Source organism: Vibrio sp. YT-18 (assembly GCF_033337345.1).
GTDB lineage: Bacteria > Pseudomonadota > Gammaproteobacteria > Enterobacterales > Vibrionaceae > Vibrio > Vibrio alginolyticus.
The window spans coordinates 1-22,085 of sequence record NZ_JAWOQO010000032.1; the positions used below are offsets into that span (position 1 = coordinate 1).

Here is a 22,085-nt window from a genome sequence, read left to right on the forward strand (position 1 = left end):
CTATGCGTTGGTTAAAGTGATTAAGGTGGTTCGCGGCAGCTTCAGTATTGCGTTGCTCACCCCTTAACAGGGCGTTATATGCACGGGAGAGTTCAGTGAGCAAAAGGATTGAAAATAGAGAAGTCAAAGCGTGTCCTGTTGTACTTCGAAAGTCACTGTCTGCTCTAGAATTACTGCTATTTGAACATCCTTTAGCTGATGTGCAGTTGGTAAAAGGGACATTAGAATTAACAGACTGCTCAGTGGAAAGTGCAGCACTTAGGGAGCTTAAAGAGGAATCGGGTATATCCAAAGTTTCCAGTACCAAGTATCTCGGTGTTTGGGAAAGCGGTTTTCAAAATCAACTTTGGCATTTTGTTCTTTGTGAAGTCGCGGAAGACCTGCCGAATAACTGGAGTTTTTACACGCAAGATGATGGCGGCCATGAGTTTAACTTTTTCTGGCATAAGCTCGGAGATAGTCCGAAATTTAAATGCCATAAGGTGTTCTCTAATGCCATTAAGCAAGTCGAAATTCTGTGCATATAACAAACAATTTAAGAGTGATTCACCACGCTTGGTATTTTTGGTTTAGGTCAGGTTCAGTGGTTACGGTGTCAAAATTAGGTTGTGTGGTCGCGTGGTTCACACCTTAATTGGGCGTTAAGTATCTTTTTGGTATCTACCGGTTGATTCTTATTAGTTAATACAATAAATTAGCAGCGAAGAGGCGAAAGGTTTAACTTTCTGCTGTCTATCTGCGGTGGTCATGAAAATGTTTCTTTTTCCCCGTGTATGTCACACTTGTGGCGTCATGGTACTCGATATAAGAGAAAACAAAATCGCCTCTTCACTTTCAAGGTAATAAAATGATTTATATCAATTATTTTGTATCTCAGTTGAGTACACAACTGCCCAAAATTACCCTTCGCCCCTGGGGACGTTCTCTTAAGCACTGCACAAGTGTTGATGATTTAGCTCACTTTCTAGGGTTTAATTCTTACGGTGAGCTTAACTCGTTGGTGTATCCTCATACTAAAAACCTTTATAAATCTTTCTCGATTTCTAAAAAGAGTGGTGGTGAAAGAAATATTAAGGCTCCGAAGAGTAAGCTTAAAAGCATTCAAAGGTGGATCGGTCAAGACTTAGAGAATTACTACCGACCAAGATCTGCTTCTCATGGTTTTATTAATGGAAAGAGCATTATTACTAATGCAAAAGGGCATGTAGATAAAAGGTTTGTCTTAAACATAGATTTAGAAGACTTTTTCACCACAATTCACTTTGGGCGAGTAAAAAGTCTGTTTCAAGCCCACCCACTTAATTTGTCTCACTCAGTTGCAACAGTCTTAGCTCATATATGCTGTAATGAGGGAGTTTTACCCCAAGGTGCACCAACATCTCCAATTATATCAAATATGATTGCATATAAGTTAGATAAAGAGCTTACTAATTTAGCGATAAAAAATAGGTGCACCTACACGCGTTATGTTGATGATATAACTTTTTCGTTTACTCAAAAACTAGGTCGATTGCCCCGTTCAATTATTAAGGTAACAAAACAAGCAGATATTGGGTAATGATCTCTTAGGAGTAATTAGTACAAATGGTTTTCGTATAAATAGTAAAAAAACAAGGCTATTATCTAGAGACCAAAGACAAGAAGTAACAGGGCTTACCGTAAATGATAAGTTGAATATTCCTCGAACTTTTATTAGAGAAACTAGGTCAATGCTATATGCTTGGAAGAAGCATGGTCTTATAGAAGCTGAAGAAGAGTATATCAAAAAGTATCATAAAAAAACTCTAACTTATAATCAGCAAAGAATGCTCAAGCATAACAAAGGCAATTTTTTCAGAAAAATTGTACATGGTAAAGTCAACTACATAAAAATGGTACGGGGTGAAGATGACCCAATATATAGAAAAATTGCTTATCAGTATCTTTCTCGGATTGGAAAACCAGATAAAGATCTATTAAAAACACCACATGATCTTATTGCTGACTCAACCTTTATTATAGAGTGTTACCTCGACCAAGGACAAGGTACAGGCTTCTTGTTGGAAAATATTGGCTTAGTTACTAATGAACATGTAATTGAGGGGATTGATGCGAGTGATGCCGATCTATTAGAAATTTATAGATACTATGAAATGGATAATAAGCGGAAAGTTAGTTTTGGTAAATCCGATAAATCTTTAGATTTGGGTATTCTAAAACCAACCACAGACTTTAATGGTATTAAGCGCTTAAAGATTGGTGATGATAGCACTTTGTCTGTTGGGCAAAAAGTAACTGTAATTGGGTTTCCTCAATATTCGCCAAATGATACGCCATATATTAATACAGGGAAAATCATTCAGTCAAAAGTATTATTTGGACAACAAATCTGGCTATTAGATATACCCGTAATTCATGGTAATAGTGGTGGTCCTGTCGTCAATGAAAATAATGAAGTTATTGGTGTTGCAACGCGGGGGGCAGAAAAACATGACCAATCGACAAAGTTTCATGGCTTTATACCAATTTCGAGGCTAGTTGAATACCATACAACAGATACTTAACAAAGCATTTAAGAGTGATTCGCAACGCTTGGCGTTTTCGCTTCGCTCAAGTATAGCCAAGCGCCGCTCACACCTTAATGCGGCGTTAGCTAAAAGGGGTAGATATATTGTCAATTGATCGTCCTAAGCTATATAAAAAGCTAGAAGAGAATGAGATCGAAAAAGTATTGTTTTCAGATCCTCTTACTGAAACGACCAGAAAATCACGCAGAAATTTAATGATTGCATCTGTGATGTGTTTACTAATCTCAATTTTAAATCTAAAAGTCACAGGGTTTCTTGGTCTCAAAGCGGAAACTGAAGCAATAGAAAGTGAGTTAGTTAAGGGGATTGGTGCAATTATTGTTATCTACTACTTTGTTGTTTTTATTCTTTACGCCACCATAGACATACTCGCATGGAAGTTTGATCGAGAAAAAACATTAATATCTGGGCATCAAGAGCTTGTCGAAGCTATCGAACGGCACTTTTCAGTTACGATTGAGCATATTGACTATTCTGTACGCGACTTAAGTAATCTATCTCCAGACAGTAGAATGCAAGACCAAATATACAATAGTGAAGCTATTGGTAGGGCAACACAGCTAATACAAGGAACTAAAGATGGTATCGATAGCTTCCGCAAAGATGCTGAGCCATTTATCAATCAATGGCTCAAACGAGTCAATAAAACAAGTATTCTCAACACTAGGTTTTTTATTCGCTTAGTAAGCCTATATGGCTTTGATTTAATCTTTCCATCTTTGATGGCTTGTTTAGCTGTTTACAAATCATACACAGGTATTCATTTAGCTGTGACGGCAATTTTTAGCTAACAAATTGTTCAAGAGGGATTCGCAACGCGTGGCATTTTTACTATGCGTTAGGTTTTGTGGTTAAGGTGGTATGCAGTGGCATCAGTATTGCGTTGCTCACCCCTTAACAAGGCGTTATAACTCACTGAGGTTAGGATGAAAGGGAAATATTCAAAGGTAATTTTAGATTACTGCTTGGAACGAGGTATAGATGTTCCACCTGGGTTTATGCGGAGAGCAGCTTCGCATATCGCAGTGTTTAAGCTCAATGAATCAGAAACAAAGTTGGTAGCGAAAACCTTCTTTCAAAAAAGAAGATTTAAAATATTACATCTCAAATTCATTGTTAGAGCAGAATGTCTTCCCTAAGGGTAGTGTTTTGGCAAGAGTTGTTGATTTTAAAGAGAACAAAGAGTTTCAAGTCAATAGTGATGGCTCTTTAACTGAGTTATAACAAAGCGTTCAAGACGGATTCACAACGCTTGGCGATTTCCGTTCAATTTAGCTTAAGTGTTTAAGGTACAATGGTTTAAGTGTGGTGGTTTGCGTTGCTCACCACTTAACGCGGCGTTAGCGGCTTAACATCAGGTAATTCTGTTGAATACCATGAAAAGTATAATGCAAATTGTAGAGGTACTATTATGCGAAAGGGCGCATTTTCAACAACATTCTTGAGTCTTCTACTTTTATGTTGGAGTCAATCAACGAGCGCTGAAGAATCGCGTGCTAATGACGATATGATTGATCCAAATTTGAGTGTTAGAAGTGCTTCGATATGCGCTTATGCGTATACGGTATTGGGCGATAAGACGGCTGGCAGATCCGCATTAGCAAATGCTGTTAGATTATTGTCTGACCCAAAAATGGGGCCTGAGGACAAAATAATTTCAAAGGAAGACTTTCTAGAGTTACAGAAAAACCTCCAGAGAAGCTTTAAAAGAGTTAGTATGACTAAGCGAGAGTCTGCATTTTATTTACTAAGTTCGGAATCTTGTGTGCTTCATTCGACGATGGGAGCAATGCTCCTTATATCAGAACAAGAAAAGCAAAACTAACCAGCATCGCAGCTAACAAAGCGTTTAAGACAGATTCGCAACGCTCGGCATTTTCGGTTTGCTTTGAATTTAGTGTTTACGGCACAATGGTTTAGGTAGGGTAGTTGGCGTTGCTCACTACTTAACGCGGCGTTAGTACGGGGTTGACATCAAAGGTCATAAGTTTTGGTGTTTATTTGTTTCTGTGCTCGTCTTTACACCTTTCAGTTTGTACCTTTCACGTTCTTTCCGGTGGCACTATATGCGGAGTGTTTGCTTTGATTTCACCGTTTACGGTGTCTAACTCTTACCCTAATTCTTTGGCGCTTCTTCTCGTTCGTGATTTTTACGAAGTCAGAGTTGTCTTTCTTTGGTATTGCCGTCGAAGTGCGAGGATCGAATCCTTTTCTAATTTGAAGCCAGTGAAAGTAGGGCAGTTCAGTGCGTTTTTCTTCTAGCCAACTTTCGTCTTTCAATCGGGGTAAAGTTTTGTAGCTGCCCGTCTCACTTCAGTGTTCAAAGCCTTTCATATTATGCCAGTTTTCAATATCTTGGAGCGCATAAATAGAAGTAGCGCATGTACTAACAAATTGCTTAAGAGTGATTCGTAACGCGTGGCATTTTTACTTTGCGGTGGCTTATGTGATTAGGGCGCTGTGCGGTAGCTTTTGTATTGCGTTACTCACACCTTAGCAAGGCGTTATGAGTCATGATGCATTGGTAGTACTTTTTAGTTAAAATGCATTTTTTCTTTGAGAGTTTATGTCGTGAATAAAAAAGAAGTTTATACCTACTATAGAGATCTGGTTCAGATGCTCAAAGGTGACGACCTGTCTGAGCTATACAAAGCATTAGATATATTTTCTCCTTTAACTAAAACGCTAAGAACTGAAGCGAAAGATTTGTTTGTCGAGTCTCAAATGGGGCAGCAAGTAAGGCGAATGATTGGAGCTGAAATAAGTCAGGCAATAAATTCTGAGAAGGCACTAGACTTTCGCTTGTTGATTCTTCAGTCATACAAACTAGAAGAATTATTGAAAGGAATGAAGCAAAGCTTTGAGTCAAAGGAAGTCCTTTTTATAGAACGGTTACAGGTTAGTATAGAATCTTTTCTTAATGAGTACTCCATCCACAATAGGGCTTACAATCAAAATACATTTCTGCCATTGGCATTAGCTGCTAATGAGTTGAAGACACTACTCGATGCAACTTTAAAAATGTCCGAAGCTTATAGTTTTGTCCCTAACAATGAAGTTGATGAGTTTCATGGCACCTTAGAGCTTTACCTTTCTAACGTCACATCGCTAAAAGACTTTTCGATTAAGTTAGCTGCAATTCACGAGATCTATACAGAGTTATTGCATCTATACGGTGTTACAGAGTCTGACTTTCCTGTTGTTATCGAGCATATTGAGAATGGCAGTTTGTGGCTAAAATTTGCGGGTCATGGACTTACATCAACCGCACTCACAATAATTCTTACCTCTGCGACAAATTACTATCAGGAAAACTTTAGCATCTCTGGGCAACTTAAGCAGTTGCCTGCTTCTGTTCAAACTTTAAATGAGCTACTGAAAATTTCAGAAACGTTAGAGAAAGACGGAATTGATACGAATGAGATCAAAGATCATTTAGTGTCTGCTACTAAGAAAATCTCTCATCGCTTGGATGACCTGTTGGGTGATCAACCATCAGTAGAGATTAATGAAAAAAGAATTTCTCTAGGTGAGTTACAGCAAAATAAGATGATCGAGGCAAAGATGCGAGTATTGCCTCACAATGACTCATAACAAACTGTTTAAGAGTGATTCGCAACGCGTGGCATTTTTACTATGCGTTGCGTTTTGTGTTTAAGGCGATATGCGGTGACTTCGGTATTGCGTTGCTCACACCTTAACAGGGCGTTATGTGATTCAAGTAGTAAGGAGTATCTAATGAGTATCAAAAACGAATTAATAGAGCATTTTGAGGGATTAACGTTACCTGAGAATTTGTTGCCACTGATTAGTTTTGATGATGAAGTCGCATCAGATGCGTACTTTTCAGAAGGGTTTGAGTTTTCAATCGATCAAGAGAAACTGGGGTTAAAAACGTACTCGGAGAGTAAAGATTTTCTCAACTCTATTTATGAATTTGCAAGTGCAGATGCAAGTGGATCTTCCTATGGTTTTTGGCTAAAAGACGGTAATAGAAACTTAGAAAATGCGCCAATAGTCGCTTTTGGTAGCGAAGGTGGTTACCACGTAGTAGCTCGTAATTTTAATGAATTACTTCAAATATTAACGTTTGATTGTGAGCCAATGATTGATTGGGATAGCATGTGCTACTATCGAGATCCCGATGACTATGAGCCTAGTGAACATAGTGGCGAATATTGCGCTTGGTTAAAAGTTCGTGGTATCGAGCAAACCGAAGATGCAGATGAAATTGTTAGAGAGGCTCAGCAAGAGTATCAAGAGTCATTCAGTCATTGGTTTTCAAAGTTTTATGGGGAGTAGGTTCGGCTTTTGTCGCCGTCACATAACAAACGCTTCAAGACGGATTCGCAACGCGTGGCATTTTCACCATGCGTTGATTGTAGTGGTTTAAGTGGTGTGCGGAAACATCGTATTGCGTTGCTCACCACTTAAGCGGGCGTTAGGTGTCGTTATGGAACTGGTGCCCATATCTCATCTTTATTAAGTGTTTTATTGCATACTTCATGTGTTTTTTTGCAGTTTCGGATTTATTCAGAATAAGAGGGCTTAAGTATGACACCGTATAGAAACCTTAATGGTAACTCTAATGTAGAGGCATATGAGATTGATGGAGAATCAATCACAGTAAAATTCATGTCTGGAAGATGGCAATACTATTTATATACCAGCCAGAAACCAGGTGTTGCTATGGTTAAGCAAATGCAAGATTTGGCTAGAGAAGGGCGAGGATTAAACTCATATATCTCACGAGTTGTTAAAACCAATTTTGAGCGTAAGTGGTAAACACCTAACAAAGCGTTTAAGACAGATTCCCAACGCATGGCATTTTTCATTCCATCGTTGGGTTTTGTGTTTACGGCAGTGTGGTTAGGTTTCGTGGTAGCGTTGCTCACTACTTAACGCGGCGTTATGTTCTAGGAGGAAATTCATGATTAGGGAAATCACAAAAGCCGATTTTGAGTCGTTTTGGCCAACATTTTCTGCGGTAATCCAGGCACAAGAAACTTATGCCTTTGACCCAAATATGACGCTAGAGCAAGCATTTGCTTTATGGTGTGAATCTCCCCTGAAAGCTTTTGTTTTCGTAGAAAATGACGTTGTACTGGGCTCTTAATACATCAAGCCAAATGCAATGGGGCCAAGTAGCCATATATGTAATTGTGGATACATGGTTTCTAGCGAAGCTAGAGGTAAGGGCATTGCACGCCTTATGTGTGAACATTCTCAAGAAACTGCTCTAGAGCTTGGCTTTGATGCCATGCAATTTAACAGCGTGGTCTCTACCAATGAAGTTGCGGTGAAGCTTTGGGAGAAACTAGGGTTTCAAATCATAGGTACAATTCCCAAGGCATATAAGCATGCTCATCTAGGGTTAGTTGATAGCCACGTCATGTACAAATGGCTACGAACATAACAAGCAATTTAAGAGGGATTCACAACGCTTGGCACTTTTGCTTCTACTTCAAATTTAGTGTTTATGGCACAATGCTTTAGGTTTGGGGTAGGCGTTGTTCACCCCTTAATTGGGCGTTAGAATAAATTGGAAGCTTCAGAGATGATATCTAAATATAAGTCGTTCGAACCAAAAATAATTCCTTCAAGTGCTCTCACTAAGTTAGGTTTATCAAGCGTTTTAGATGTGCCAATTCAACCGGAGTCGTTCTCTCAATTGAATTACTGCTATAACAATGTTCAAAAGCATTTAGAAAACAATGCTGGCACGATGGTGTTTGGCTGGATAACTTCAGTCTGGGGTAATCTTGTTCTAAGACTAACTGCACACGTAGTTGTTCAGAAGCCCGACGGAAAATTAGTCTGTGTATCGCCATCGGCGTTAAATGCAAAAAAAGTAAAGTTCATACCAGACCCCGAAATCTCTGTTCTGATCAAAAATGGTCGTATGCCGATAAAGCATATGGCAATAAAAGAACATGAGCTTGTTCAACAAGTTTTAGACATTGAGGCAGAATTTGAGGCTTTGCATCTTTCAGGTGCTGGAGCAATGACGGCGCAAGTAGCTAACGAGTTCGATTTTAGACGTGCTCTAGCGTATTCAAAGCTTGAAAAACTAGCGCAAGAAGTAACTTCAAAAAATGATCAGTGCTTTTGCGGTTCAACTAAACAGCGGAAAAAGTGCTGTAAATAAATTTATTCTAACAAACTGTTTAAGAGTGATTCGCAACGCGTGGCATTTTTACCATGCGTTGTTTTTAGTGTTTAAGGTGGTATGCGGTGGCATCGGTATTGCGTTGCTCACACCTTAACAGGGCGTTAGTGTTCAAGGGGAAAGAATTGGACGAGTTACTAAAATATGTTTCTCTTATTACTTTATGTGGAGCGGCAATTTCGTTTGTGATTGGATTGATTAAATGGATCGATCAGCGAAATAGAGAACAGCAGCAAAAACATTATGAAGCATTTCATCAGATGGTGTTGCTAGCTTCTGGCATTGATGGAAATCGTCAGACAATAAAAATGGTTCAGCAAATTGCAGCTATTTATCAACTTCAGAGCTATAAAGATTTTGCTTTTGCGTCAGTTCCTGTTTTGGAACTTATGTTGTTTGAATATGGTAACCAAAGCGACCCTCGTTCAGAGCATATGATAAAAGCAATCAAATCTACTATTCATGCGCTCAAAGAACATTAACAAGTTGCTTAAGAGTGATTCGCAACGCATGGTATTTTTACTATGCATTGGCTTATGTGATTAAGGTGTAATGCGGTTACAATGGTATTGCGTTGCTCACACCTTAGCAAAGCGTTAGCAAACTCAATACGTGGAGAATAGTTACTTATGAAAGTTTATCTTTATCGAGGCATTACGGTCAAAGAGAGTAATGCTGATAATGTTATAAAAAATATTGAAACAAAGGGCATAACAGGCGATGAAGGTTCTTGGGGTTTTACTGTTCCAGGGGTTAAAGAGGTCAGAGGTAATATCGAAAGTCTATTTCTACAGGCTAATTTGACAGTAGAGAATGTAATAAAAGAAAGAGAATATCTAGGCTTTTGCGCGTGTGGTTCGGAGAGCGGCGCTCTTTACTATGCACAAAAACATAATCTAACAATGGAGAAAGATACTCCTTTAATAATTGAGCTTGAAGTTGACATCGACCAAGTATACATCGATGGAAGAGACTTTCTTTGCACTGCATTTCAGCTTTTCGATAGAGACTCGAAAGAGTATTTTGCTGAACAGCTTGAAGTACTAACTAATTTGTATGGTAAAAATATTCAAAGGTATTTCGAAAAGTCGAGTAAAAGTAATGAGCAATTATACCGTATCGCTATCTCAAATTTAGCTTGCTTTGACAAAGAAGTTGTAAAGTTCCATCTTGATAATTCATTAACAATTTACGGTCGCTGCAACACAAAGTTTCAATCGGCATTTTTTGTACAAGGACCAATTGAACCATGTGCCATCAAAAGCGTTCGTAGAGTTAGTTCCACCTATTCTGCTCCGAAGCCATACATTTCACTTCAAGATTTCATCGATGGTAAAATTTGCTAACAATCTGTTTAAGAGTGATTCGCAACGCGTGGCATTTTTACTATGCGTTGGTTTTAGTGTTTAAGGTGGTATGCGGCGGCTCTTGTATTGCGTTGCTCACACCTTAACAGGGCGTTAGTTTGCTACAAAGAATCGGGAAGTATTGAGGAAGATATGAAAGTAGATATTAGGCCAGCTAAGGAATATGAACTGGAACTTCTCCATTCTTTGGTTATTTCAAATGATGAATGGATGAAGTTCAATGGATCTTATTTTCCATATTCTCACCCAACATTAGAACAGCTTGAAAGTTCATCATTTCAGCGTTTAGTCGCTGGCTCAGACTTACAATTAATCACTGTTGACGATATTCCTGTTGGAACGGTTAGTTGCTACTGGGAATGTGAAGAAACGCGTTGGCTTGAAGCTGGTGTAGTTATTTACGATGCACAGTATTGGGGTAAGGGGATTGCTGCGCTTGCTCTACCTTTATGGATATCGTACTTGTTCGAAACTAAAGAAATCGAGAGGGTTGGCTTAACCACTTGGTCGGGCAATCCTCGAATGATGTCTTTGGCTTTGAAACTGGGTTTCCAACAAGAAGCGAGACTTAGAAAGGTTCGTTACTACAATGGTGAGTACTATGACTCCGTCAAATATGGGGTGTTAAGGTCGGAGTGGTCAGAACGCAACTAACAAACTGTTTAAGAGTGATTCGCAACGCGTGGCATTTTTACTATGCGTTAGTTTTAGTGTTTAAGGTGGTATGCAGTGGCTTTGGTATTGCGTTGCTCACACCTTAACAGGGCGTTAGCTTTAAAGAGGTAATATTAAGTTTGAGTGAATTTTTATCAAGTAACCTATGGCAGGGAATAGGAGTCATTGCTTCTGTTGTCATAGCTGCTATCAGTCTTATCTTCACAACCAATCTCAAAGCTAGAGTTTTCAAGTCCAAGAACAGTTTGTTCGACTCGAAAAACTCACAGCCAAAAGAGTTGCTGGATGGCCAGGTTGTAACTCTTAGTGGCAAAGTCAGAGAAGAGCTCTTTGCTGGTCCACCAAATTATGAATCCATCAATAACGGTGACCGTCCTCAGTTTTATTGGGTTCTATACGTAAATGAACCTATAGCGGTTGTTGGCAGATGCATTGAAACCCAAAAAGTTACAGATCATGGTAAAACCTGTTGCTTCCAGTTAGTACTGAAACAAAACTTTTATGACAATAGGAATGACATTTTAGGTAAGTTTGTAAAAGTAACTGGACAAGTATTTCTAGGGTATACAGGACATCACAATACTAAAGCATTAATAGATGTAGCTAAAATTGAAGTTGTCAGCTAAAAGCTAACAAAGCGTTCAAGAGGGATTCATGCCGCGTGGCATTTTTAGTTTGCGGTGAGTTTTGTGGTGAAGGTGGTATGCGGAAGGTTGGTTTATGCAGCATTCACCCCTTAACGCGGCGTTATGTTTATCGAGGAAAATATGGAACTAAACATGGATATCAAAGATTGGATTACAATCGGGGCGGTTATTATCGGTCCAATATTGGCAGTCCAAGCTCAGAAGATAATTGAAAATATAACCGAACGAAAAAGAAGAAAACTTCAATTGTTCCACACTCTGATGGAAACGCGTGCAACGAGATTATCTGGAGCTCATGTTTCTGCACTAAATATGATAGATCTTGAATTCTACGGGAAATCTGTTTTTGGTAAACGTTGGCAGTCCGAAGCTGATAAGAAAGTTACGAATGCTTGGAAAATATATAACGATCATCTAAATAATAGTGTCCCTGATGAAAGACTCGATGCATGGATTGAGCGGAGTAATGATTTATTTACAAGCCTTCTTTACGCTATGGCTCAATCATTAGGTTATGACTTCGATGAAGTCCAGCTTAAAAGAGATTGCTACAGCCCTATTGCGCATGGACGTGTCGAAAATGAACAGACTAAAGTACGTGAAGGCGTATTAGCTGTTTTAGAAGGCAAGCGTTCGTTACCAATGCACATAACCTATTTGCCTCCATATCATCCAATAGACCCCGTTGTTCAACCTGAAGTAACAGGTAACGAAAAGGTAGAATCGGTGGCAAAATAAACATAACAAACTGTTTAAGAGTGATTCGCAACGCGTGGCATTTTTATTATGCGTTGCGTTTAGTGTTTAAGGTGGTCTGCGGCGGCATCGGCATTGCGTTGCTCACACCTTAACAGGGCGTTATGTTTAATCACGTAAAATCAGTAGCTTGTGTCTTTTTTTTGCTCCCAAAGTCATTCTGTTTTGGTCTTTTAGCAAATTGGCATCGTTTGACGCTATTTTCCGAACAATTTCCTAATCTTTAAGTTAGAACTTCAGTTTTTGTGTTTTCTCTTTTCAAAGTTCAATTTTGTCAAATTTATGATTTAATTCAGTTTTTTAGCTTCTGGTTTTGTTTACAAAAGTAAGTCGGGTTAAACTTTCGTATAGCTGAACGTAAGGTATTGAATCTTAAACATAACAAACAGTTCAAGAGGGATTCACAACGCGTGGCATTTTTACTATGCGTTGATTTTAGTGTTTAAGGTCGTATGCAGCGGCTTCGGTATTGCGTTGTTCACCCCTTAACTGGGCGTTATGCGACAAGGCTAATTTTTTAGTTTTCTTCAAATTTAATCTCTTTGGCCATTCGTTTTTTCGCTTTCGGCAAATCAGCATTATTGGTTCAAATTCTTGAATCACTTAAACCGTAAAACATGCCAAAGTTCGTGGAATTGCCTCAATAAAAATCGCATTTGGTCGTGGAAAGTTTGCTGGGCGCAAAGTGTGGAAAGGGCAAGTTTACAGTAAGCCCCGGTATTTGCTGAAGTCCTGGCTCGTTAAGTTTCTCGCGAGCAAAAGCCAAATCTTCGCTTTAAGGCAGCGTTTCGTGCTTGTGCCGGTCTTTTCAGGAAATGTTGAGTCCGTAGGTTCTTGAATCACAAAAAGTCATCTGCGTGTTTGTAGTTTTTCGTGTTTAAGGTAATGTTTTCGTTAGCCCATTTAGCATTGCCGAAAAATCGCATAACAAACAATTTAAGCAGATTCGCAACGCGTGGCAGTTTTGTGTTTAAGGCGCAATGCGGCAGCTTTTGTATTGCGTTGCTCACTACTTAATTGGGCGTTAGCATTCACTAATAACAAAAAGGAGTATTATGAAAAATGTAATAGGAATGGCAGTGTTGCTAGTTTCTCTCTGGGGATGTGCATCAGCACCTGATAGAGTGGAAGCAAATAAAGTTGAGCCTAATTTTAATAACGGAAAGTCAATCGTTTATATTTTGCAAGGCAACAACAAAGGGCTGTTGGAAAATGTCCAAACCTATCGAGTAAATGGAGAGCCAACAGGGAAGTTGCTGAACGGATCTTATACTTGGTTTTACGCAGAGCCTGGTGAAAAAAATCTTGAATTTTATGATCCTTTAATCCCTTCAAGGCTCTTCTGGGACAAACAGTTCACTCTCAAGCAAGGTCAAACGGTCTATCTATACCAAGGGTGGGAGCTAGCGCATGCTTCCAACAAACTAACGACAGATATGGTTTTCATTGATGGTAATGCAACGGTTATTACTGCTCCAAGTCGTGAACAACAAGTTTTCAAACTCGCTGAAATATCGCAAGAAGATGCTCGAAGGCTTATGAAAAAACTGAGCTATGTGTCTAATGACTTGGAAAGTAAATAATTGCAGCGCCAACGTGATTGCTAACAATCTGCTCAAGAGGGATTCGCAACGCGTGGCATTTTTAGCATGCGTTGATTTTAGTGATTAAGGTGGTATGCAGCGGCTTCAGTATTGCGTTGCTCACCCCTTAGCAGGGCGTTATGCGCTCGCAGAAATGGAGATAATCAATCATGGAAGATTTAGCTAATTCGTTAAGAAGTTCTGGCCTAAAAGTCAAAATTAAAAAAGGAAAAATTGCAGTTCGGCTTGACGGGCTTTCAAATCCGGTTTCGATAATAAAAGATATACCTGATGATGAGTATAAAGTGAAAACTAATGATTCGATTCTATCGATAATTGCCTGTCTTTTGCTATTTATTGGTCTGTCAGGTATTTATGAGTTTAGTGGTAATGCTTTGATAAATATTGCACTTATCTCCGTTTCTATATTGTCTTTTGTTACAGTGTTACTTACAGAGTTTAAGCTGACTAAATTACGCGCTACTGTAGTTGCGTTCAATCGTGGAGAACGCGCATAACAAATTGTTCAAGAGTGATTCGGCACGCGTGGCATTTTTACTATGCGTTGGTTTTAGTGGTTAATGTGGTATGCGGAGACTTAGGTATTGCGTGCCTCACACCTTAACAAGGCGTTATGGCGCAGGGCGAAAATGGACGAAATCGTAGAATTAATAAAACGTGACCCAATACGGACTGAGGCACTAAATCATGTGTCTCTGCTGAACCTACCTCAGTGTTATATAGCAGCGGGTTTCGTGCGAAATTTAGTTTGGGACTCGTTACATGGGTTTGAATCTACGACTGCTTTGAATGACGTTGATGTGATTTACTTCGATCTTAATGAATCGAATCCTAATGCCTATCTGGGTTATGAAGAGCACTTGAAAGGTTGTATGCCTGAGCTTAATTGGCAAGTTCGAAATCAAGCTCAAATGCATGAACGTAATGGTGATGAACCTTATCAAAGTTCAGTGGATGCTATGAGCTACTGGCCTGAAAAAGAAACTGCCGTTGGCGTTCGTCAAACAGGTGTGAATCAATATGAGGTTGTATCAGCATTTGGGTTCGAATCTTTATTTGGCTACTGCATCACGCATAATCCGAAAAGGTCACGAGCAATATTTGAAAATCGTGTAAATTCGAAAGGGTGGTTAGTTAGGTGGCCATCTTTGAGAGTTGCGCCATAACAGAGCATTTAAGAGTGATTCGCAACGCTTGGCAGTTTCGCTTCGCTCAAGTATAGCCAAGCGCCGCTCACACCTTAATGCGGCGTTATGTTCTAGGAGGAGTTTCATGTTCGGGAAAATATTTGGCAGTAATAAAGATAAAGCACCGAAAGAAAACGAAGTCCGGATAGTTCTTCCTGAAGAATCTTATACTTTACTTGAGTGGAAAAAAGATGATTTACCATGCGTTGGCATGTTGAACTCTGGACTCATTGGTTTTGAGCATCGCGAAATTTTTGGCTGGCATCTTTCTGTAATAATTGATTTTGATGACTTAGCCGAGCATGGAATGCCTTCGGAAGATGAGCAAGCTATCGTTGACCCATTTTGTGATCAATTGGACGAAGAGATTAAAGCGGGTGGTAACGCGCTCTTTCTTGTGAGAGAAACATGGAATAACACTCGTCGCGTAGTATGGCGAGTATATGACCCTGAAGTTGCGCATCAACATCTTCAGTACATAGTTGACCATTATCGTTATCCGCGACAATTTGATTGGCACATGGAACAAGATCTAGAGTGGGAGCAAGCTGATTGGTACTTCAAGCAGTTACGAACATAACAAACTGTTTAAGAGTGATTCGCAACGCGTGGCATTTTTGCTATGCGTTGCGTCTAGTGATTAAGATGGCATGCGGGAGCATCGGTATTGCGTTGCTCACACCTTAACAGGGCGTTAGTACGGGTTTGACATCAAAGGTCATAAGTTTTGGTGTTTATCTGTTTTTGCGCTCGTCTTTACACCTTTCAGTTTGTACCTTTCACGTTCTTTCCGGTGGCACTATATGCGGAGTGTTCGCTTTGATTTCACCGTTTACGGTTTCTAACTCTTAGCCTATTTCTTTATTGCTTCTTCTTTTTCGTGTTTTTTACTAAGTAAAAATTGTCTTTCTTTGGTGTTGCTGTCGAAGTGCGAGGAACGAATCCTTTTCTAATTTGAAGTCAGTAAAAGTAGGTGAGTTCAGTACGTTTTTCTTCTAGCCAACTTTCGTCTCTCTATCGATTTTAAGTTTTGTAGCTGCCCGTCTCACTTCAGTGTTCAAAGCCTTTCATATCATGTCAGTTTTCAATATCTTGGAGCGCATAAATAGAAGTAGCGCATGTACTAACAAATTGCTTAAGAGTGATTCGTAACGCGTGGCATTTTTACTTTGCGGTGGCTTATGTGATTAAGGCGCTGTGCGGTAGCTTTTGTATTGCGTTACTCACACCTTAGCAAGGCGTTAGCACTATCAGTTGATATTTCTACGTAATATGGATATTATTAGAAAATTTTACGAAATATTCTTATGAAACAATCTTTTATCAAAATTTGCGTGTATCTTAAACACTATTGTTTGAATCTCGGTAATGAACTCAGGTTTTTTGGGGTGTTTGGTTTCATTTCCTCTCTATTGATGGAAGTTATGGCTTTGCTACCTAACCACATTAATAGAGGGCTATTTTCGACTCTGGTTGGAGACCATATACCATTTTACACTCTTGTATCCGTATTTTTGGTGCAGTTTTTAGGCGTTGTTCTGTATCAATTTATCACCTGCCCATCTATAGAAAAGTATCTTGATGAGTTGGTAAAACACTTGTCTGAGAGAATCGAACAATTAAGTTTACCAGCCATTTCAGTCATTCTTGGCATGGCTTTTGGGTCACTATTTATGAGCTTATTTAAAGGTGCTCTTTATGTGAATTATGCGAAGTTTTTTGCTTTATATGCACTACTCTTTTTCTTTATTGCTCTGCTTTCTTCTCAATTAAGATTAGGTGTAAAGTTTGAAAAAGGAGACATAAAAAGAGAGTTTTGTAAAATAATAGGTATCAGTATTCCCATCAGTGTTGTCTTCGTAACCATTTTTAACTCAAACCCAATGGCTATTTCGTATGAGGTTTCGGTCGAACAGTACAAAGTTATAGAAAAATATTCAGATGAAATGGATATACCTATCGACGAGATTAGTAGAAAATTTGTATTAGACGCAATTAATCAAGAAAAATAGTGCTAACAAAGCATTTAAGAGTGATTCCCAACGCTTGGCATTTTCAGTTCAAGGTTGGGTTTCGTGTTTACGGTGCAATGGTTTGGGTTTGGTGGTAGCGTTGCTCACACCTTAATGCGGCGTTAGCTTACAGTCTGAAAAATCAAACAAATATAGCTGATGTTAGGTAGGGCATATCGTCAAAATGAGCTAACTGATGGGCAAATATTTTGGCTGTATCAGCAGTAGTAAGTAACATTTTTTTAGCGGTATTTTTACCGTGTGTGGTCGTAACGTTACTTGGTCTTGTTTTGTTGGTGGTAATTTCAGCTCCGCCTCTGTTTCATTTATGGCAAAGTTTTGCACTTGAAAGTAGCAAATCCAATACGAGCCTTGGTGGGTGAAGTTCCGTGAGTCTCCACGCTCGGCGGTTTTGTCAAAGCTCAAGTTAATACTAAGTTCATCGCCTGAAGTTCTCGGCTATGTTTATAATCTCGACTTCACGTTTAATGTCAAAATAAGTGGTTGTTTTAGTTTGGAATGCTCGGAAAGTAATAAGCTAACAAAGCGTTAAAGACGGATTCGCAACGCGTGGCATTTTTCGTTTGCTTTGGCTTTAGTGTGTACGGCACAATGTTTTAGGTCGGTGGTCTGCGTTGCTCACCACTTAACGCGGCGTTAGCTTAAATCATTAACAAGGATGTGTAATGAGAAACAAAAAATGGGTATTTGCGGCGATTTTACTCATTGGCGGACCTTCACTATTGCCCTTTAGTTTGGAAGTGATTTCTGCAATCGAGTTATTTGGCTTTTTGGGCTTATGGACAATTTATTCATCCTATGCAGAATATTTGGTGAATCATCCTAGATTCAAAAGAGGTCTTTGCTTAGCGACGAGTTGGGATTTTCAGCCTCAAATGCTGTTCTCTCTAAGTGAGCTTAAGGCATGTCCCCAGTTAGTTTTCCATATGCTTCCAGTTCAAAGCATTATGGTTTGGACTCTGAATATTCTGTTTTGGGGTGGTGTAGCGTGGTGCTACTAATTTAAGCTAACAAACAGTTCAAGAGGGATTCAGCACGCGTGGCATTTTTGATATGCGGAGGTTTTTGGTGTTGAAGTGCTATGCAGAGGCTTGGTTATTGCGTGCTTCACCCCTTAACTGGGCGTTATAACCACGACATAAAATGGAGTATTTATGATAGCAAGAGAATGGAAAGCTACTTGCCCTAAAGAGCATGAAGAAGGGTTTATTGCATACCTGTATGAGACAGGAATCAAAGATACATCTAGTACACCGGGTTTCCTCGGTGCTCAAATCCTAAATCGAGATTTAGGCGATAATGCTGAAATCACTTTGTTGACCTATTGGGAAGATCTCGAATGTATCAAAGCATTTGCTGGTGAAAATATCAGTGTCGCTAAATTGTATCCAGAGGATGAAAAGTACAAATTGAATCCAGATCGTCATGTTAGCCACTATGAAGTCCGTGAGAATATGTGGTTATAACAAACTGTTTAAGAGGGATTCGCAACGCGTGGCATTTTTACTATGCGTTGTGTTCAGTGTTTAAGGTGGTATACGGCGGCATCGGTATTGCGTTGCTCACCCCTTAACAGGGCGTTAACTGGCGCAGAAAATACGAAAGCACATTGATACGGTTTCTAGGTTCGGAGGTTTAGCGTGTTCGGTCAGTTTCCTTAGCTGAGGTAATGCGACTAATTTCAGTTTGGTACTTAAGTTTACTGATGTGAAAGGCGGCATAAAGCCTTCTAATAATATAAGGCGTTCGCGATTAGTTCGGCGCACTTACATCGCCGAAGTATGGTGTTGTGAGACGCATTTCAAACTAAAGATCAACGGTAATTTTTTTGTTAAACACATATTTGAGTTAGCTTTGCTAATCATTAATTAGCAAAACGAGCTTTGGCGAAAATGGCTGAAAGATCGGCTAAAACTGAAAGGCGCTCAGTTAACAAACTGTTCAAGAGGGATTCGCAACGCGTGGCATTTTCACTATGCGTTGGTTTTAGTGTTTAGGGTGGCATGCGGCGACTTCGGTATTGCGTCGCTCACCCCTTAACAGGGCGTTAGGAGTTTGCGCATGAAATTGATTTTTAGTGTCGTTTTAACATTGTTTGCATTCAGCTCTAACGGAGCAGAGCAAGTAACCACAAAAGATTTGTACGAGAAATTCAACATGAGAACTGTCTATAGCTCTTATGGTCAGAATTTAAAGTGGTATTGTGAAAGTTATCCTAGAGAGTTCTTTTCTACAGAAGAGGCTTCGTTTGTTTCTGATAGTCGACTTGAGTTAGTGTCAGGTGACAATGTTTGGATTTTCACTATTTCAGAGCCAAATATAGTTACTATTGGAAATCAGATAACATCGGGTACATATAACAGCGTCTCAACGTATGAGCTTTACTTTGACCCTCGGACTCAGGACTGGAGGGCAAATGAAACATATATAGACATACCGAAAGATTGTGAACGCTATGAATAAAACTCCTAACAAACTGTTCAAGAGGGATTCGCAACGCGTGGCATTTTTACTATGCATTGGTTTTAGTGTTTAAGGTGGTATGCGGCGGCTTCAGTATTGCGTTGCTCACCCCTTAACAGAGCGTTAGGCATTCGGAGGTCATATGTCAGCTGGTAAGAATGAAAAGTTCTTTATTGAAAAATTTGAAAGCGCATTTGGTTTTGGGAAATTGAGTGGTAAACAGAACTTCGACAATAACCAAAAGGGAGCTGATAAAGTTTCCATATCAGTAGACCAATCTATTAAGTTAGAAGATGGTACAACCATTTTAATTGAAATAGACTCAGCGAACATGGCTAAGCTACTCGTTGGTCAGTATGTTCTTCTTAATGGTCTGGTAAACCCTCAAAAAGAGCAGAACATTTTCTTAGTTGTTCATTATTTCAAAGACTACAATCCGCAAAGAACTCTCAAAAATCTCAAAGAGGTACGTAATCTGTACCCATCCTCAAATTGGCTGAAGTATTGTGCAATTCACGTAAATGAGCTAGATGAAATACTTTCAAACTGTTCTACCGTAGAAGATTTTTCAGCTTATATAAGAAGCAGAATATACTGAAAACATGCCTAACAAAGCGTTTAAGACGGATTCCCAACGCTTGGCATTTTCGGTTTGATTCAGCTTTAGTGATTACGGCACAATGGTTTAGGTAAGGTGGTAGCGTTGCTCACCACTTAACGCGGCGTTATATCCTCACGCATTCAATTTTAAAGTAGATATATGATAGAGAGAGCAAATGACGTTAATAAGTTTTGCTGACATGGAAGATAAGTTCACAAAAGAAGTGTTAGAGCAGGAAGCTTCTTGGCACCCAGACGCAGAGTTAAGTACTTTTTCAATGGCTGCTGGGTATGCGATGGGACATGGTTATAAGCAAGGTAAGGCTTATATGTTTGCTATGGATTTAATGGACAAAGGTTTGGTATTCGATGACTAAAGAACAAGATTTGGTAAGTAAAGAGAAGTTTCTAGCATTAAAGAAGTCGTTTATTGAAAATGTAGAAAGCAAAAGTGGCGGATTTGAGCCTCATGACAATTATTGCTGGAGGTCGGTGATAACAGGTTACGCGCTAGCGAATGGTTTTTCACATGATGAGGCGTATCAATTTGCGCGCGAAATGTCTCTCTAGAAAAGGTTCTGAAAGCCAATTGAGAACGGATATAACAAATTGTTCAAGAGGGATTCGCAACGCGTGGCATTTTTACTATGCGTTGGTTTAAGTGATTAAGGTGGCATGCCGCTGCTTCGGTATTGCGTTGCTCACCCCTTAACAAGGCGTTAGGATTTTCGAGGGAAACATGGAAAGAGATATCATACTATTTGTAGTTTCGTTAATTGTGAGTTTTATCCTTGGTTGGTATTTTTCGTCCAGGAAGAAGAAGTATTACGAGGTATTATCTGGTCTCGAGAACGAGTTAAGTTACATCAAAAAAATTAAAGAAAGTCCGCTGGAACTAGTAAGGCATGCATTCTCAAAACTATTCCTAATTCTGTTTCTTATTTCGTTAGGGCTACTCATTCCATCAGCTTTTAAGTTCTTTTTGAATGACGGCTTAGAAAACCTAGTTGTATATGTACAGTTCATTGTATTCTTCTCAGCTACTGCTTTTTCGTTTTGGACATACAAGCTGTTTAGCAATGTAATTAACTACGAGGTAGCGGCAAGGAAGTTAGAACGTAAAATCGAGAAAATGAAGTCCAAAATAGAACAATCCTAACAAGCAATTTAAGAGGGATTCACAGCGCTTGGCACTTTTACTTCTACTTCAAATTTAGTGTTTACGGTGCAATGTGTTAGGTTGGGTGGTGGCGTTGTTCACCCCTTAATTGGGCGTTAGGCGTTGTCCAGAAAGTATGGAGAGATAAGATGGATAGAACTTTTCCAGATCAATTGAAAAAACTGCACTCAATAGAAATTGACTACGCGGACGGTGAGGGAATTGATTTTGAACCATATGATGATTTCTGTTCGCAAGAGGAAACATCAGAATGGATTAAAGCATGGACTGGTAATTCTTCACTCAATGGCCATGAATGTTTAATTTTTGGTCAAGATGGTTCTGGCGGCTACGCTGCTTTTTGGCTTGTCGCCAATGTTGAAGATCTTTTGCAACAACCTATTGTTTTCTTTGGCTCTGAAGGTGAAGTTGGGGTGGTTGCACAAAATTTTGGAGACTATGTTTGGTTGTTTGCACATGGTCTTGGGCCATACGAGGCTGTTGCTTCTCCTGATTTGAAGCGCCCCCTAAATAGTAAGTTTTTGGACTTTGCTCAGGAGGTTGCCCCGTCAAATGAAAGCTCAGTGTCTAAAATCATAAGTGAGGCCAAATCAAAGTACCCTAACTTTGAGCAAATGATTGACGAACTTTGCCAGTAAGCCAAGCGCCTAACAAACTGCTCAAGAGGGATTCGCAACGCGTGGCATTTTTACCATGCGTTGATTTTAGTGAATAAGGTGGTATGCGGCGGCTTCAGTATTACGTTGCTCACCCCTTAGCAGGGCGTTAGTTTGCATGGATAAACTCTCACCCCAGTTATTATTTCTAGGGTGAAAGTCGTGTTATTTCAGATGATTC

At 39.4% G+C, this 22,085-nt stretch carries 25 protein-coding genes and 1 pseudogene; all 26 read left to right on the plus strand.

From position 1 onward, the window contains the following. The first annotated feature begins 95 nt into the window (after window positions 1-95). The 26 genes and pseudogenes from R7M72_RS23380 (at window position 96) to R7M72_RS23540 (ending at window position 21,886) form a co-directional block, all read left to right on the plus strand. Window positions 96-527 carry an NUDIX hydrolase gene (locus R7M72_RS23380; RefSeq protein WP_315956396.1) on the plus strand — a complete coding sequence of 144 codons (432 nt, stop codon included), beginning with the start codon at window positions 96-98 and terminating at the stop codon, window positions 525-527. Between the two features lie 320 nt (window positions 528-847). Continuing rightward, on the plus strand, window positions 848-1,558 hold the full coding sequence (locus R7M72_RS23385) for a reverse transcriptase domain-containing protein (protein ID WP_318056341.1): 711 nt from the start codon (window positions 848-850) through the stop codon (window positions 1,556-1,558). Continuing rightward, window positions 1,551-2,543: a trypsin-like peptidase domain-containing protein gene (locus R7M72_RS23390; RefSeq protein WP_315956394.1), complete on the plus strand. Its 993-nt coding sequence runs from the start codon at window positions 1,551-1,553 to the stop codon at window positions 2,541-2,543. Before R7M72_RS23385 ends, R7M72_RS23390 begins: the two co-directional genes overlap by 8 nt. Window positions 2,544-2,650: 107 nt before the next feature. Further along, window positions 2,651-3,358, plus strand: coding sequence for a hypothetical protein (locus tag R7M72_RS23395; RefSeq protein ID WP_193837313.1), 708 nt, complete (start codon window positions 2,651-2,653; stop codon window positions 3,356-3,358). Between the two features lie 1,780 nt (window positions 3,359-5,138). Beyond that, window positions 5,139-6,161 carry a hypothetical protein gene (locus tag R7M72_RS23400; RefSeq protein WP_141654583.1) on the plus strand — a complete coding sequence of 341 codons (1,023 nt, stop codon included), beginning with the start codon at window positions 5,139-5,141 and terminating at the stop codon, window positions 6,159-6,161. A gap of 144 nt (window positions 6,162-6,305) precedes the next feature. Then, the gene (locus R7M72_RS23405) at window positions 6,306-6,869 is read left to right on the plus strand and encodes a hypothetical protein (protein WP_315956392.1); all 564 of its coding nucleotides are present in this window, start codon (window positions 6,306-6,308) and stop codon (window positions 6,867-6,869) included. Between the two features lie 252 nt (window positions 6,870-7,121). Then, a complete protein-coding gene (locus tag R7M72_RS23410) occupies window positions 7,122-7,352 on the plus strand; it encodes a hypothetical protein (RefSeq protein WP_140274766.1) in 231 nt (76 codons plus the stop codon). Window positions 7,353-7,497: 145 nt separating this feature from the next. After that, a pseudogene (locus tag R7M72_RS23415) lies at window positions 7,498-7,983 on the plus strand (N-acetyltransferase family protein). Window positions 7,984-8,124: 141 nt separating this feature from the next. Next, on the plus strand, window positions 8,125-8,715 hold the full coding sequence (locus R7M72_RS23420; protein WP_138942913.1) for a hypothetical protein: 591 nt from the start codon (window positions 8,125-8,127) through the stop codon (window positions 8,713-8,715). A gap of 146 nt (window positions 8,716-8,861) precedes the next feature. Next, a complete protein-coding gene (locus R7M72_RS23425) occupies window positions 8,862-9,218 on the plus strand; it encodes a hypothetical protein (protein ID WP_005377051.1) in 357 nt (118 codons plus the stop codon). 147 nt (window positions 9,219-9,365) lie between these two features. Beyond that, window positions 9,366-10,082, plus strand: coding sequence for a hypothetical protein (locus R7M72_RS23430; RefSeq protein ID WP_256913619.1), 717 nt, complete (start codon window positions 9,366-9,368; stop codon window positions 10,080-10,082). A gap of 153 nt (window positions 10,083-10,235) precedes the next feature. Beyond that, complete coding sequence (locus tag R7M72_RS23435) at window positions 10,236-10,757, plus strand: GNAT family protein (protein WP_315956391.1); 522 nt, start codon at window positions 10,236-10,238, stop codon at window positions 10,755-10,757. Window positions 10,758-10,897: 140 nt separating this feature from the next. Beyond that, entirely contained in the window at window positions 10,898-11,404 is a 507-nt protein-coding gene (locus R7M72_RS23440; protein WP_315956390.1) for a DUF4431 domain-containing protein, read from the plus strand. 153 nt (window positions 11,405-11,557) lie between these two features. Then, window positions 11,558-12,163: a DUF6680 family protein gene (locus tag R7M72_RS23450; RefSeq protein WP_244359532.1), complete on the plus strand. Its 606-nt coding sequence runs from the start codon at window positions 11,558-11,560 to the stop codon at window positions 12,161-12,163. Between the two features lie 1,073 nt (window positions 12,164-13,236). Next, window positions 13,237-13,764: a DUF2846 domain-containing protein gene (locus R7M72_RS23465; RefSeq protein WP_225492310.1), complete on the plus strand. Its 528-nt coding sequence runs from the start codon at window positions 13,237-13,239 to the stop codon at window positions 13,762-13,764. 170 nt (window positions 13,765-13,934) lie between these two features. Next, window positions 13,935-14,282 carry a hypothetical protein gene (locus tag R7M72_RS23470; protein ID WP_031781294.1) on the plus strand — a complete coding sequence of 116 codons (348 nt, stop codon included), beginning with the start codon at window positions 13,935-13,937 and terminating at the stop codon, window positions 14,280-14,282. Window positions 14,283-14,414: 132 nt separating this feature from the next. Then, window positions 14,415-14,951, plus strand: coding sequence for a nucleotidyltransferase family protein (locus R7M72_RS23475; protein WP_062730543.1), 537 nt, complete (start codon window positions 14,415-14,417; stop codon window positions 14,949-14,951). Between the two features lie 106 nt (window positions 14,952-15,057). Beyond that, window positions 15,058-15,552 (plus strand): DUF695 domain-containing protein, encoded by a 495-nt coding sequence (locus R7M72_RS23480; RefSeq protein ID WP_050903659.1) that lies wholly within the window; start codon window positions 15,058-15,060, stop codon window positions 15,550-15,552. 727 nt (window positions 15,553-16,279) lie between these two features. After that, window positions 16,280-16,984: a hypothetical protein gene (locus tag R7M72_RS23485; protein WP_262681961.1), complete on the plus strand. Its 705-nt coding sequence runs from the start codon at window positions 16,280-16,282 to the stop codon at window positions 16,982-16,984. A 686-nt stretch (window positions 16,985-17,670) separates the two neighbouring features. Continuing rightward, on the plus strand, window positions 17,671-18,006 hold the full coding sequence (locus R7M72_RS23490; protein WP_047104544.1) for a hypothetical protein: 336 nt from the start codon (window positions 17,671-17,673) through the stop codon (window positions 18,004-18,006). Window positions 18,007-18,159: 153 nt separating this feature from the next. Next, window positions 18,160-18,471 (plus strand): antibiotic biosynthesis monooxygenase family protein, encoded by a 312-nt coding sequence (locus R7M72_RS23500; RefSeq protein ID WP_053304462.1) that lies wholly within the window; start codon window positions 18,160-18,162, stop codon window positions 18,469-18,471. 595 nt (window positions 18,472-19,066) lie between these two features. Further along, a complete protein-coding gene (locus R7M72_RS23515; RefSeq protein WP_053304463.1) occupies window positions 19,067-19,468 on the plus strand; it encodes a hypothetical protein in 402 nt (133 codons plus the stop codon). Between the two features lie 142 nt (window positions 19,469-19,610). Beyond that, window positions 19,611-20,066, plus strand: a complete 456-nt coding sequence (locus tag R7M72_RS23525; RefSeq protein WP_054577322.1) for a hypothetical protein — start codon at window positions 19,611-19,613, stop codon at window positions 20,064-20,066. Between the two features lie 178 nt (window positions 20,067-20,244). After that, window positions 20,245-20,445, plus strand: a complete 201-nt coding sequence (locus R7M72_RS23530) for a hypothetical protein (RefSeq protein WP_206974492.1) — start codon at window positions 20,245-20,247, stop codon at window positions 20,443-20,445. After that, the gene (locus R7M72_RS23535; RefSeq protein WP_025543657.1) at window positions 20,438-20,638 is read left to right on the plus strand and encodes a hypothetical protein; all 201 of its coding nucleotides are present in this window, start codon (window positions 20,438-20,440) and stop codon (window positions 20,636-20,638) included. The genes R7M72_RS23530 and R7M72_RS23535 overlap by 8 nt, the downstream gene beginning before the upstream one ends. A gap of 738 nt (window positions 20,639-21,376) precedes the next feature. Next, window positions 21,377-21,886, plus strand: a complete 510-nt coding sequence (locus R7M72_RS23540; protein ID WP_258663248.1) for an SMI1/KNR4 family protein — start codon at window positions 21,377-21,379, stop codon at window positions 21,884-21,886. The last annotated feature ends 199 nt before the right edge of the window (window positions 21,887-22,085 follow it).

What these genes read in the sequence shown, in the direction of transcription:
- R7M72_RS23385 (WP_318056341.1), top strand. Translation starts at nt 848, where the DNA reads ATGATTTATATCAATTATTTTGTATCTCAGTTGAGTACACAACTGCCC.
- R7M72_RS23405 (WP_315956392.1), top strand. Translation starts at nt 6,306, where the DNA reads ATGAGTATCAAAAACGAATTAATAGAGCATTTTGAGGGATTAACGTTA.
- R7M72_RS23410 (WP_140274766.1), top strand. Translation starts at nt 7,122, where the DNA reads ATGACACCGTATAGAAACCTTAATGGTAACTCTAATGTAGAGGCATAT.
- R7M72_RS23420 (WP_138942913.1), top strand. Translation starts at nt 8,125, where the DNA reads ATGATATCTAAATATAAGTCGTTCGAACCAAAAATAATTCCTTCAAGT.
- R7M72_RS23430 (WP_256913619.1), top strand. Translation starts at nt 9,366, where the DNA reads ATGAAAGTTTATCTTTATCGAGGCATTACGGTCAAAGAGAGTAATGCT.
- R7M72_RS23435 (WP_315956391.1), top strand. Translation starts at nt 10,236, where the DNA reads ATGAAAGTAGATATTAGGCCAGCTAAGGAATATGAACTGGAACTTCTC.
- R7M72_RS23450 (WP_244359532.1), top strand. Translation starts at nt 11,558, where the DNA reads ATGGATATCAAAGATTGGATTACAATCGGGGCGGTTATTATCGGTCCA.
- R7M72_RS23465 (WP_225492310.1), top strand. Translation starts at nt 13,237, where the DNA reads ATGAAAAATGTAATAGGAATGGCAGTGTTGCTAGTTTCTCTCTGGGGA.
- R7M72_RS23470 (WP_031781294.1), top strand. Translation starts at nt 13,935, where the DNA reads ATGGAAGATTTAGCTAATTCGTTAAGAAGTTCTGGCCTAAAAGTCAAA.
- R7M72_RS23475 (WP_062730543.1), top strand. Translation starts at nt 14,415, where the DNA reads ATGGACGAAATCGTAGAATTAATAAAACGTGACCCAATACGGACTGAG.
- R7M72_RS23480 (WP_050903659.1), top strand. Translation starts at nt 15,058, where the DNA reads ATGTTCGGGAAAATATTTGGCAGTAATAAAGATAAAGCACCGAAAGAA.
- R7M72_RS23485 (WP_262681961.1), top strand. Translation starts at nt 16,280, where the DNA reads ATGAAACAATCTTTTATCAAAATTTGCGTGTATCTTAAACACTATTGT.
- R7M72_RS23490 (WP_047104544.1), top strand. Translation starts at nt 17,671, where the DNA reads ATGAGAAACAAAAAATGGGTATTTGCGGCGATTTTACTCATTGGCGGA.
- R7M72_RS23500 (WP_053304462.1), top strand. Translation starts at nt 18,160, where the DNA reads ATGATAGCAAGAGAATGGAAAGCTACTTGCCCTAAAGAGCATGAAGAA.
- R7M72_RS23515 (WP_053304463.1), top strand. Translation starts at nt 19,067, where the DNA reads ATGAAATTGATTTTTAGTGTCGTTTTAACATTGTTTGCATTCAGCTCT.
- R7M72_RS23525 (WP_054577322.1), top strand. Translation starts at nt 19,611, where the DNA reads ATGTCAGCTGGTAAGAATGAAAAGTTCTTTATTGAAAAATTTGAAAGC.
- R7M72_RS23530 (WP_206974492.1), top strand. Translation starts at nt 20,245, where the DNA reads ATGACGTTAATAAGTTTTGCTGACATGGAAGATAAGTTCACAAAAGAA.
- R7M72_RS23535 (WP_025543657.1), top strand. Translation starts at nt 20,438, where the DNA reads ATGACTAAAGAACAAGATTTGGTAAGTAAAGAGAAGTTTCTAGCATTA.
- R7M72_RS23540 (WP_258663248.1), top strand. Translation starts at nt 21,377, where the DNA reads ATGGATAGAACTTTTCCAGATCAATTGAAAAAACTGCACTCAATAGAA.